Here is a 13594-nt window from a genome sequence, read left to right on the forward strand (position 1 = left end):
TCCGTTCAGTGCGTTGTATAGTTCCAACAGTTTTTCCCTGTTTTGATACAGCAGACGGAATACCGTATCCTTGTGGTTCCTCACCACATGCAGTTCCTTTTCTTCCCTGGAATAGTTTTCTTCCATGGAGCGCTTTTCTTCCATAGAGTTCTTTTTTTCCATAGACAACTCCTTTCTGCAATTGCGGCAGGAAGCTGTCTGAAAGAATATGCGTAAACCGCTTCTGTCCAGCAACTCTTGCCTGTTTCGTTTGGGTGGTAAGCATAGAGTTTCTGAATAGAGAATAGAAATAAGACGGCTTACGCCAGGATTCATAGAAAATTATGCTTACGTTTACTTTACCATGTTATTATCAATCCTGCAATATTAAATTTACCTTTGATTGTTTATAAATGCGATTCAAAGTAACAGTTCAGACAGGTCTGATTTGGTTACTGTTCCTATTTAAGTGCGGGCCAGCTCCTTGACTTAACGGAGGGGGTCTTTTATAATCAAAGTGAAACCGATTTCAGTAAGACGGGGAAACAAAAGAATACCTGTTGTGCGGATCTGTGCATTTACAGCACAGACGGTTTTGAAGAATTTTTCCGAAAACAACCATAAGGGGGTAAGAAAATGATTGGGACTCACGAAAAAGAAAATACGGCAGAGGCGGAACATAGAATCCTGCTGGAATGGAAGCAGTCCAGGCTGTACCGGGGAACCATGGAGAGGCAGGAAGACAACAGAATGCGTTTTACCTGCCCGGTGGAGGGCCTGGATTATCAGCTTTATTCCAGAGAGGAGGACAAGGCCGTCCGCCTGGAGGATTTTGCCTATCTGTGCCTGAAACCGGAGGTACTGGAGGCGCATTCCATGTGTTTTCAGCTTTCTTTTTATGAAAAAGCGGCCGTGACGGGAGAAGAAGAGCAGGAACCGGAAATGCGGATAATTTTCGGCCTTCTGCCGGGGATCCCCACCATGGTTCCTTTTGATTTCCATATTCTGGACAGCCAGGTGATATTCCCGGAACGGACGCCGGGCCGTTTAAAAATGAGTATTTTCGGCAAGCCCATACGTCTTTGCGATATCAGGGAAATCCGGCTGCAGACAGCGCCGGGGTTTGCGCCCTTTCAATTTACGCTGCCGGAATGCTTTTTTACCGATACCTTTCCGGACTGTTCCCTGCCGCAGAGGCAATTGATTGACGATTTGGGACAATGGACGCAAAAGAGCTGGAACAAAAAGGTGGAAAACCGGGAATCGTGCAGCCGGATCCTGCATAAGCTGCTGGAGCATGCGGAGAAGAGCAGCGGCGGCTATCCGTTTCCGGACTGGGACGAATACGGCGGTTATAGGAAAAAGCCCTTTACGAAAACGGGTTGGTTCCATCTGGAACGGGAAAACGGCAGATTCTGGCTGGTGGATCCGGCGGGAAATGCCTTCCTTTCCTCCGGTGTGGACTGTATCAATCCCGGAGTGGAGACACGGATTGGGCCGGTGGAAAATTTTGTGGGGGAGACTGTGCGTAACCGCTGTTCCGGAACGGTTATGGACAGGCCCGGTTCCCTTGCCATGTCTCATAACAAAGAAGATTTCTTTAATTTCGGGGTGGAAAATCTGAAGGCCGCTTTCGGGGAAAACTGGAAGGAGAGCTGGATGAAACTTGTCAGGCATTATCTTGTATCCTGGGGTATCAATACGATAGGAAACTGGTCCGACAGGGAATTTATCCGGTTTGCGCGTATGCCCTATGTGATACCGATGGACTCTTTTTCCAGGGAGGGCTTTCCCCATACACAAACCGCGGTTTTCCGGGATTTTCCTGATGTTTTTTCACCTGAATATGAGGCTTCGGCGCAGCGGTATGCCCAGAGCCTTGCCGAATATGCAGGGGATCCCTTCCTGATAGGATATTTCATGCGCAATGAGCCGGCCTGGGCCTTCGTATATGATTTGAATATTGCGGAAGAAATGCTTGCCAATCCGGCAGGAATGGTAAGTAAGGATGTGTTTGCAGAACGTATGAACAAGAAATATGGGGACATCGCCCGTTTTAACCAGGCCTGGGGAACGGATCTGGCGGATTTTGAAGGATTGAAAAAAGGTATCTACAAGGCCGCTTCCCGTTCTGTGCAGGCAGCGGCGGATTTACGGCAGTTTTCGGAAGAAATGATAGCCAGATATGTGGAAATCCCTGCAAAAGCACTGCGTAAAGTGGATCCCAACCACCTCAATCTGGGAATGCGTTATGCTTACATAACGGATAAAAGCCTGTTATGCGGTTCCGGATGCTTTGATGTATTCTCCATTAACAGTTACCAGCTGACCCCTCTGGAGCCTGTGGAGCAGGTTGCCGGATGGCTGGACAAGCCTGTCATGGTGGGGGAATTCCATCAGGGCGCGCTGGATGCGGGGCTGACAGCGCATGGAATCCGCGGCGTGACCACACAGGAGCAGCGCGGATGTGCCTACCGCTATTATGTGGAGCAGGGACTCACCAATCCCTATTTCCTGGGGGCACACTATTTCCAGCTCAATGATCAGAGCTGCCTGGGCCGGTTTGACGGAGAAAATTATCAGATTGGCCTGGTGGATGTATGCATGCAGGAATATGAGGCGATGACGGCGGCAATGAAGGAATGTCACAGCCATATGTATCAGGTGGCGGCGGGGGAAACACCCGCATGGGACACAGAACCGGAAGATATTGAGCCTATTCATTATTAATCCATCCGGCAGAACAGGGCGCCGTGAACATTACCACTTTTTATCCGCACCCTAACAGGATATGTCAGGTAGACACAAGGTGCCGGAAGGTGATATGATAAAAGCAACATAACCATGAAGGCACAGGAAAACTGCAGAGCGGCATATCATTAACAGCCGATCGGCAGAATGGGAAAAGAAAAGAGGGAAACGCCTATGGATTATCAGAAAATCAGCCCGGAGGAGATCAAACAGGCGCTGGATTTTTCCGCCGCGCAGATCAAAAGGTATCTGCCGCAGTTTACGGATAAATTCCAGAATGCCTATAGCGTGAATCATTTTTATGAGCCGATTGAGAATGTGGACTGGACCAATGGATTCTGGACAGGGGAAATATGGCTTGCCTATGAACACACGAAGGAGGAAGTGTTCCGGGAAGCCGCAGAGGTTCAGGTAACGGATTACCTGCACCGGATTGACAATAAGATTATGGTGGATCACCATGATATGGGATTTCTGTATACTCCTTCCTGCGTGGCGGCCTGGAAGCTTACGGGGAACCGGACAGGAAGGGAGGCCGCTATCAAGGCGGCGGATCAGCTTATCAGCAGGTTCCATGAAAAAGGGGAGTTCATTCAGGCCTGGGGAGCCATGAATGCACCGGAAAATTACCGCCTTATTATTGACTGCCTTTTAAATCTGCCTCTTTTATATTGGGCTTCTGAAGAAACCGGGGACAGCAGATACAGAAAAATCGCAGAAAAGCATATCCATACCGCATTAGCCAATGTAATCCGGGAGGACGGTTCTACCTGGCATACTTTTTTCTTTGATATGGAAACGGGAGAACCGGATCACGGCGCTACCTGCCAGGGGTATCGGGACGGATCCGCCTGGGCCAGAGGACAGGCCTGGGGGGTTTACGGAACGGCGCTGGGCTACCGTTATACCAAGGAGGAGAAATATATAGATGCATTCCGCACCGTAACCGGCTATTTCCTGGATCACCTGCCGGAGGATCTGGTGCCTTACTGGGATTTTGAATTCACGGACGGCTCCGATCAGCCGAGGGATTCCTCCGCAGCGGTGATTGCCGCATGCGGCATGCTGGAAATGGCCAAATATCTGCCTGGGGAGGACGCCGCCTATTACAGCGGGATCGCATCTGAAATCATGAAATCCATATATGATAATTATGCCGTAAAGGATCATGAAAGCTCCAACGGCCTGGTGCTTCACAGTACCTATTCCAACCACTCCCCTTACAATACCTGCAATCACTGCGGTGTGGATGAATGCAATTCCTGGGGGGATTATTTTTATATGGAAGCGCTGACCAGACTGTCGGGTGACTGGGAACAGTACTGGTAATAAGAATTTTTGGAGAGAAGTAACAGCCCAGACGGCCCTTTGTGCCCTGCGGTATCCCCCTCCCCTGCTTTTCCCCGGGGCGGCGGCGCTGCAAGGTTCCTTCCAGGGTTCGCTCCGGGAAAAAGCAGAAGACGCCATTCCTGTATATAGGGAATGGCGTTTTTAAAATGGACTTGAAAACGGTTTCTGATAATCTGTTTCAAAAAACGGGTATTGTAAAGAAAAATCGCTTATTTACAAAGGGTTTCCCACTTTTTCCGTTTCGAAAAAGAAGATATACTAAGAGGAATATATGCGACTTGTACAATGAAAAGAAAAAGAGATTAAAAAAATATACATTTTTACATGAAAGGGGTTGACATTGGTAAAAGAGTGATCTAAAATACAATCAAGAAACGGGTTTCAGATGCTAAATAAAACCAACAGGAAGAACTTTACGTATTTCATAAGCCGAATAATTAGACAGCAGGTATATTCTTGTAACTATTCAATTTGCACAATCGAAAAGAATAATTTACTAGTGCCTGCCAATTTTTTGGCTACAATTTGAAACCGATTTCAAATTGTGATGTCAGCAAGTAATTGCGGAAATGGAGGAGATAGTGTGAAAAAGTCATCAAAGACTACTGCACCAGCGACTGTCTATAAGGTTCCCAAAAAGTCCTTTATGAAAAAGGTTATAGACAGTAAAACCTTATTGCTTATGTGTCTGCCGGCTATTGTGTTTTTTATTATATTTAGTTATTGTCCGTTGCCTGGTGTGTACATAGCATTTACAAATTATAATTTCAGGGATGGTATATTCGGAAGCCCCTTTGTGGGATTTAAGAATTTTGAGTTTCTGGCAAAATCCGGCCAGCTTTGGATGCTGACAAGAAATACTATCCTTTATAATCTGGTATTTATTGTTTTGGGAAATGTACTTCAGATAACCATGGCAATCCTGCTTAACGAGGTTCGTTGCAAATGGTTCAAGAAGGTATCCCAGACCATTATGTTCCTTCCTTACTTTATATCGGCCGTATTAATCGGTGTTATCGCATTCAACATTCTGAATTATGATACAGGAGCCCTGAACACCTTCCTGAAAGCCATTGGAAGTGACCCGGTTAAAGTGTATAGTATGCCGAAGGCCTGGCCCATCATTATCGTAATCTGCCAGTTATGGCAGCAGACAGGTTATGGTTCCATTGTTTATTTCGCATCCATCTGCGGTATTGATTCCAGCATCATGGAAGCTGCGGAGGTAGACGGTGCCACGAGCTGGCAGAGAATCCGCTACATTATTCTGCCGAGCCTGAAACCGACTTTTATCATCCTGCTTCTGTTTGCTTTAGGCGGCATTATGAAAGGTAATTTCGGCCTGTTCTACAATCTGGTGGGCGGTTCCAACTCGCAGCTGTTCCCCACTACCGATATTATTGAAACTTTTGTATACCGGATGATGATGAACCAGAACAATTTTTCCACGTCTTCCGCAGTAGGGCTTTATCAGTCGATTTTCGGTTTCGCGCTGATTATGTTCTGTAACTGGCTGGTTCGCAGGATTGACCCTGATTATGCATTATTTTAGGAGGTGAAAGTGATGGGTGACAGAAGAAAGATTAAAATGGACGGCAGTACGATGGTGGTACGCGTTATTTCCTATATAGTTGTTACATTGTTCGCTTTGGTGTGTATCCTTCCCTTTCTCCTGATGATTTCGGCTTCCTTCAGTACGGAAACTATCATTAACAAAGAAGGATTCGGCCTGCTTCCGAAAGGACTTACAGTAGCGGCATATTCCTGGGTATTCCGGTTCCCGAAAATGATACTTGGTTCTTATTTCGTCACTATCGTGATGACCGTAGGCGGAACCATAGTGGGACTGTTCATCATTGCCATGACTGGCTATGCCCTCCAGAGACAGGACTTCCCGTTCAGAAATGCCATTTCGTTCTTCATTTATTTTACAACCCTGTTTTCCGCAGGTATGGCCCCCACGTTTATCTGGGTTTCCAGATATCTGCACCTGAAAGGGAATTATATGGCGGTGTTCCTGCAGCTGCTGATGACTCCCTGGCTGATTATCCTGATGAAAAACTTTGCCAAATCCGTTCCCCATGAAATTACGGAATCCGGTAAGATTGACGGGGCGGGGGATTTTAAGATTTTCCTTTCTCTTGTACTGCCTATGCTGAAGCCTGCACTTGCTACCATTGGCCTGTTCCTGGCGCTGGGTTACTGGAACGAATGGTATAACTCCATGCTGTATTTAGGCTCCGCAGTTACATATAAACCTCTTCAGTATTATCTGTATGGAATTATTAATCAGGCAAGCGCACTGAAAAGTTCCGTGGCAGGCGCGAATGTTTCTGTCACCTCACTGCCCACTAATACCTTGAAAATGGCGACGGCAGTGGTTGCAACAGGCCCCATTATTTTCCTGTATCCATTTGTCCAGAAATACTTTATTTCCGGTATTACCATTGGTGCGGTAAAGGGCTGATCACGGATTCAAGATGTTAATTCCCTGTGTGGGATTTGCATAAACAACACAACCAATTCATTTGTGTAATAATAAGAAAAGGGAGGATTTACCATGAGTAAACTCGGCAAAAAACTTTTGGCGTTACTGTTGGCAGGAACGATGACCTTCAGCCTGGCTGCTTGCGGAAATAAAGACGCAGGCACAACAACAGCAACTACAGACAACAATGCAGCTGCAACCACAGAAGGAAGCAGCGCAGCAGCCGGTACGGACGAAGCGGCTGCATCCAATATTGATACTTCCAAGCATGAAGTTATCAATCTGCTTGTTCTTGGAAACAAGCCCAGCAATGGCAGACTGGAAGCTATGCTGGAAAAACTGAATGTGATTTTAAATGAAAAGGTGAACGCAGAACTGACCATGACCTATGTGGAATGGGCGGACTGGCAGACCCAGTACAATGTACAGCTCCTGAGCGGTGACAGCAGCATGGATCTGATTACCACGGCTACCGACTGGCTGTATGCATGGGAAAATATTCAGAAGGGTGCATTCATGCCTCTTTCCGAGGATATGTTAAAGACCTATGCTCCTAAGACATGGGAAACGATTCCGGAAGAACATTGGGCGGACTGCTCTTATAACGATGAAATCTATATGATTCCGGAAGATAACTATATCCAGTACACCAACCATGGTATGTATTACCGCGGCGATTGGGCTAAAGAAGCCGGCGTAGAGACTATCAATAACTTTGAAGATTTGGGAACCTATTTCCAGTGGGTTAAGGATAACCAGCCCGACTGTATTCCCTGGGATGTAGGCGGAAAGAACAATGTCGGCGGACTGCTTGGCGGTTACATTAATTCCAATACCGGCAATATTGTAATCAACGGTGTTAACGCAGGTAACTTTGAATTCTGGTTTGGTGAATCCAAAGATGATGTTTACACGGTAACCTCTCCTTACATGGACAGCGACGTAATCTATGACGCAGTGGAACTGTTTAAAAAATGGAACGATGCAGGCTTCTGGAGAGAAGACGTTCTGAACTATGACGGTGACTCCCGTGAAGAAATGTATGCCGGGCTTTCCGGTGCTGACCAGCATCACAGCCAGACCTACTATAGCCAGGTAAGACCTAACATGGACAAGAAACAGCCTGGTTCCGAAGTGAAGATGTTCCCCTTCTCCATGCCCAGCAAGAACCTGACAAAGCCCCTGATCACACATCAGGCAGCAGCAATCAGCGCAAATTCCCAGCATCCGGAAAGAGCGCTTATGGTATATGACCTGTTGAGAAATGACGAAGAATGCTACAGACTGATGAATTATGGTATCGAAGGCGAAGATTACCTGGTAACAGATGACGGCAAGCTGGCAAGACCCGATGGTTTTGATGCAAGTACCGATGCTTTGGATTCCAATTTCTGGCTTGGACGTAACGATACGCTGGAACTTCAGGATTCCACATGGTGGGAAGGCACACAGGATATGATCGAAGAGTACAACTCTTATGCAATCGACTATCCTTATGCAAGCTTTATCGTTGACAAAACAAATATTGAAGTAGCGCAGGCTGCTATTGCAAACGTACTTTCCGAGTACATCCCTCAGCTGGCATATGGTAAATATGACGATCCGAAGGCTGCTGTTGATGAAATGAGACAGAAACTTCTGGATGCAGGCTATGAAGAGGTAAAAGCAGATCTGCAGGCACAGATGGATGCTTATAAGGCACAGAAGGAAGCTCAGTAAAATTTACGGATTTCTTCAATCACGGTTTTAACAAATAAGCCGGCTGCATACTCCGGTATGCAGCCGGCAATTTACATAATAAACCCATTCCCCCACAGACAGGAAGAAAAAATGGAAAACAGACTGCTAATCGACACCACCCGTAAACAGAATGACCTGGATGACCTGTACGGCATTTTTTTTGAAGATCTGAACCATGCGGCAGACGGCGGTTTATATGCGGAATTAATTCAGAACCGCTCTTTTGAATTTGACAAAATTGATAATGCGGATTACCATGCCCTCACGGCCTGGGAATGCGTGGAAGATGACGGAACCGCTGATTTCCATATAGAAACGGCGGATCCGGTTTCCGGTAAAAATCCCCATTATCTTGTAATAGATATCAGACAGCCGGGAAAGAATGTGGGCATCTGCAATACCGGCTACAATACCGGGATCCCCCTGAAAAAAGGGGAAACCTATTATTTTACCTGCTTTGCCAAAAGAGGAAACCCGGAGGAAGAACTGGAAGTTTCCTTAAGAAGCCGGGAGGGGAAAACCTATACGCACGCCGGCTTTACCGTAAAGACCGACTGGACAAAGACGGAGCTTTCCCTTGTCAGCCCGGTAACAGATACCTGTGCCCGCCTTGCCGTAACCATAAAAGGAAAGAGCCGCGCCGCCCTGGACTTTATCTCCCTGTTTCCCGCGGATACCTATAAAGGAAGAAGAAACGGACTGCGTAAGGATCTGGCACAGCTGCTGGAGGATATGCAGCCTAAATTCCTGCGGTTTCCAGGAGGCTGTCTTGTCCATGACGGCTCCCTGGATCCGGAGGACAGAAATTCCATGTACCGCTGGAAAAATACAATCGGCCCGTTATGGGAGCGGCCCGCCAGAAGAAATAACTGGGGCTATAACCAGACGCTGGGGCTTGGATTTTATGAATATTTCCAGCTGTGCGAGGATATCGGAGCCAGGCCCATACCCGTCCTGCCGGGAGGTTATGATCCCCATCACCAGAGGATAGTCCCTTTGGAGGAACTGGAACCCTGGGTTGCAGATGCCCTGGATCTGATAGAGTTTGCCAACGGGGACGCCCGGACTACCAAATGGGGATCGGTGCGTGCCGCTCTGGGGCATGAAGCTCCCTTTGGGATGGAATACCTGGCAATCGGAAATGAGGAGGTGGGAGCACCCTTCTTTGAAAGATATCCTTATTTCCATAAAGCGATCCGGGAAAAATACCCCGCTATCAGGATTATAAATACCGCAGGCCCGTTCGCGGCCGGCGGCGAGTATGAAAGAGGATGGAAATCCGCAAGGGAGAACAGGTCGGATCTGGTGGATGAGCACTATTACATGGCTCCGGAATGGTTCCTGAAAAACCACCGCCGTTATGATACCTTTTCCCCGGAGGAACCCGGGGTATTCCTGGGGGAATACGCGTCCCATGGAAACTCCTGGGGGAATGCCCTCTGCGAGGCATCCTATATGACCGGCCTTGAGAGGAACGCAGGGGTGGTAAAGCTCGCCTGCTATGCGCCGCTTTTCTGCAATATCGATTATACCAACTGGAAGCCGGATATGATCTGGTTTGACAACCACAGATCCTGCGCAACCCCTAATTATTACATACAAAAGCTGTTCATGAATTACCAGGGGGATTATACGCTGCCCCTGTTTGCCGACTTTGCGGATGAGAGCGAGGAACTCTGTCCCCGGCAGGATAATATAAGCGGTGAGCTTGTGTTTTCCGCCGGCCAGGAGGATGCCCGAATCCGGTATTCAGGGATAAAAATCCGGAATGACGATACCGGAGAAACCTTGCGTTTCCCGGATGTGGTTATTGATAAATCCCGCACGGAAAGCGTTATCGGCCATCTGGACTGGACGAATGTAACGATTACCTGCAGAGCCAGGGAATGGGAAGGCAGCCGGGGCTTCCGGATAATTTTCGGAAGGAACGCAGAGGGCGGACAGCTGGAATGGGAGCTGGGAGGATGGCAGAACCAGGATACCTGCCTGGTGGAATACACCAAAGGACAGCATTCCTGCCTCAGCCAGTATCTGTTCCGGGTGGAACAGAACCGGGACTATGAGCTCACCCTTCAGTTCCGGGGAAGGAATATCCGCACCTTTGCGGATGGAAAGGCTTATCATGACATAACCCTGCAGCCGGTCGTTATAGAACCGCTCTACCTCTCCGCCTCCATGCGTAAGGAAGACGGCAGTGTGATTCTGAAAATGGTGAATGTAAGCGATAAGGAACGGCTTATCTGCGTGCATCTGAACGGTATGGAAAAGGCATCCCTATATGGAACGGTTATCTCCATGGGCGGCTGTGCCCCCGGGGAGGAAAATTCCCTGGAGCAGCCGGATCGTGTGATACCCAAAGAACAGGAATTCCTGACGGAAGGTTCTCCGTTTACCGCAAAAATCCCTCCCCGGACGGTAATGGTTTTCTGTCTGAAGGAAAAAAAGAACCCGGTTTTAAAAGGGCTGTTTGCGGATCCGGATATGGCCTTCCATAACGGAACCTACTATCTCTATCCCACCACAGACGGCTTTCCCGGCTGGTCGGGCTGGCAGTTCCATGTGTTTTCCTCCCCGGATCTGCACAGCTGGACGGATAAGGGGGTCATTGTGGATCTGAAAACCGGGCAGGTCCCCTGGGCAACAGGCAGTGCCTGGGCGCCCGCCATTGCGGAGAAAAACGGAAACTGGTATTTTTATTTCTGCGGAAAAAGGCCGGATGGAAAATCCTGTATCGGGGTGGCGGCCGCCCCGCATCCGGAAGGGCCTTTTACCGTAAAAGCGATTCCCCTCCTCACGCCGGAAGCTGTGGAGGCGGAAGGGGTAAGCGTGAGCCAGGTGATCGATCCGTCGGTCTTTATCGAAGAGGACGGCACCCCCTATCTGTTATTCGGAAACGGAGCGCCGGCCCTTGTGAGACTGGAAGAAACCATGACGGATATCTGTCCGGGAACCATGCGGCCGCTGGAGGGGCTTACGGATTTCCGGGAGGCGGTAACGGTGTTGAAACGCGGCGGCCTGTACCATTTCACCTGGTCCTGTGACGATACGGGCAGTGAGGACTATCATGTGAACTACGGGACATCGGAAAGCCTGTCCGGGCCTGTAACCTGTCATTATCCGGTGCTGGAGAAGCGCCCTGCAGAGGGGATTCTGGGAACCGGGCATCACTGTATCCTGAAAGAGCCGGGAAAGGATGCTTATGTGGCGGCGTATCACCGCTTCGCCCTGCCTCTTTCCGACTATCCGGAGGGAAAGGGCTTCCATCGGGAAACCTGTATTGACAGCGTGGAATTTGAAGATAACGGAAGAATGAAAAAAATCATACCTACATTATAGATGATAAACCGTAAGCAAATAATTCGGGTTTAAAACAGAGGGAAAAGGAGAAGGAAAGCATGAAAGAAGGAGTTTTTGAAATCAGGGATGATTTCTATCTGAACGGCAGGCCTTTTAAAATAATATCCGGAGCGATTCATTATTTCAGGGTCGTTCCCGAGTACTGGCGTGACCGGCTGGAAAAGCTGAAGGCCATGGGGGCGAACACGGTGGAAACCTACGTACCCTGGAATATGCATGAGCCAAAACGGGGGAAGTTTGTTTTCGAGGGCATGCTGGATATACAAAAATTTATTCAGCTTGCCGGGGAGCTGGGGCTTTATGTCATTGTGCGCCCCTCCCCGTATATCTGCGCGGAATGGGAGTTCGGCGGGCTTCCCGCCTGGCTGTTAAAAGAAGACGGTATGCGTCTGCGCGGCTGCTATGAACCTTTTCTGGAGGCTATCCGGGCATATTATAAGGTGCTGTTTCCCGTGCTCGTCCCCCTGCAGATCACGCACGGCGGCCCCGTTATCATGATGCAGGTGGAGAACGAATACGGCTACTATGGGGATGATACCGCCTATATGGAAACCATGAAGCAGATCATGCTGGATAACGGCGTTCAGGTGCCGCTTGTCACCTCCGACGGCCCCATGGATGAATCTCTTTCCTGCGGCCGGCTTCCCGGCGTTCTGCCCACCGGAAATTTCGGATCCAAAACGGAAGAACGTTTTGACGTGCTCAGAAGATATACGGACGGCGGCCCCCTCATGTGTACGGAATTCTGGGTAGGTTGGTTTGATCACTGGGGAAACGGCGGCCACATGCGCGGCAACCTGGAAGAAAGCACAAAGGATCTGGATAAGATGCTGGAGCTGGGGCATGTGAACATCTATATGTTTGAAGGCGGAACCAACTTCGGCTTTATGAACGGCTCCAACTATTATGACGAACTGACCCCGGATGTCACCAGCTACGACTATGATGCGGTGCTCACGGAAGCAGGGGATTTTACCCCAAAATATGAAAAATACCGGGAGGTTATCGGAAAATATACGCTTCTTCCCCAGGTGAAATTCTCCACGGACATCCGGAAAAAGGACTACGGCACCCTGAAGGTACAGGAGAAGGTCAGCCTGTTCCGGGTGCTTGCGGATCTGTCGGTACCCGTCAGGAACCCCTTCCCCATGCCTATGGAAAAGCTGGATCAAAGCTACGGCTATATCCTGTACCGTACATCACTGCAAAGAGAGCAGAACCTGGAAAAAATCCGTCTGTGGGGAGCCAATGACAGGGCCAATATCTTTGTGGATGAAAAGCCGGTAGTCACTCTTTATGACAGACAGCTGCTGACAGAAGCCCAGGTAAAGGTGGATTTTGAACCCGGCGCGGTCATGGATATTCTCATGGAAAATATGGGCCGCGTCAATTTCGGCCCCCGCATGGAATCCCAGAGGAAAGGCATTGAAGGCTGCGTGCAGCTCAACGGGCATATGCACTATAACTGGGAAATGTATACACTTCCCCTGGATAACCTGGATGCTCTCGATTTCTCCAGGGGATACGTAGAAGGAACGCCCGGCTTTTATAAATTTACCTTTGAAGCGGAGGAAACCGGGGATACCTTCCTGGATTTCGCCGGCTGGGGGAAAGGCTGTGCCTTCCTTAACGGCTTTAACCTGGGGCGGTTCTGGGAAATCGGGCCGCAGAAGCGTTTGTATATTCCTGCGCCGCTTCTGAAGAAAGGGACCAATGAAATCATCCTGTTTGAAACAGACGGAAAAACCGTACCGGAAATCAGCCTCAGGGCCGAGCCGGATGTGGGATAAAGTCAAAACCCCGCCCGGTCAAAAACCCTGCAAAAATACAATTTGTCTGAAAGCGTGATGCAAACAGGCATCCGGCCGCGCGTGGCAGTTAAACTGGCCGGATTATGTAACCGTTCAGACGGCCCCTTGTGCCCTGCGG

General features: G+C 48.9%; 7 protein-coding genes. All 7 read left to right on the top strand.

Annotated elements, in window-relative coordinates:
- Positions 1-615: 615 nt before the first annotated feature.
- The 7 genes from DXA36_RS15820 (at position 616) to DXA36_RS15855 (ending at position 13455) form a co-directional block, all read left to right on the top strand.
- Positions 616-2709 carry a beta-galactosidase gene (locus DXA36_RS15820; RefSeq protein ID WP_118680496.1) on the top strand — a complete coding sequence of 698 codons (2094 nt, stop codon included), beginning with the start codon at positions 616-618 and terminating at the stop codon, positions 2707-2709.
- 195 nt (positions 2710-2904) lie between these two features.
- Positions 2905-4059 carry a glycoside hydrolase family 88 protein gene (locus tag DXA36_RS15825; protein WP_118680497.1) on the top strand — a complete coding sequence of 385 codons (1155 nt, stop codon included), beginning with the start codon at positions 2905-2907 and terminating at the stop codon, positions 4057-4059.
- A 604-nt stretch (positions 4060-4663) separates the two neighbouring features.
- Positions 4664-5632: an ABC transporter permease gene (locus DXA36_RS15835; RefSeq protein ID WP_182479100.1), complete on the top strand. Its 969-nt coding sequence runs from the start codon at positions 4664-4666 to the stop codon at positions 5630-5632.
- A 12-nt stretch (positions 5633-5644) separates the two neighbouring features.
- Complete coding sequence (locus DXA36_RS15840) at positions 5645-6547, top strand: carbohydrate ABC transporter permease (protein WP_118680500.1); 903 nt, start codon at positions 5645-5647, stop codon at positions 6545-6547.
- 93 nt (positions 6548-6640) lie between these two features.
- Positions 6641-8287, top strand: coding sequence for an extracellular solute-binding protein (locus DXA36_RS15845; protein ID WP_118680501.1), 1647 nt, complete (start codon positions 6641-6643; stop codon positions 8285-8287).
- Between the two features lie 111 nt (positions 8288-8398).
- Positions 8399-11644 (top strand): family 43 glycosylhydrolase, encoded by a 3246-nt coding sequence (locus DXA36_RS15850; protein ID WP_118680502.1) that lies wholly within the window; start codon positions 8399-8401, stop codon positions 11642-11644.
- 59 nt (positions 11645-11703) lie between these two features.
- Positions 11704-13455: a glycoside hydrolase family 35 protein gene (locus DXA36_RS15855; RefSeq protein ID WP_118680503.1), complete on the top strand. Its 1752-nt coding sequence runs from the start codon at positions 11704-11706 to the stop codon at positions 13453-13455.
- Positions 13456-13594: the final 139 nt, after the last annotated feature.

The organism is Eisenbergiella sp. OF01-20 (assembly GCF_003478085.1).
Lineage (GTDB): Bacteria > Bacillota > Clostridia > Lachnospirales > Lachnospiraceae > Eisenbergiella.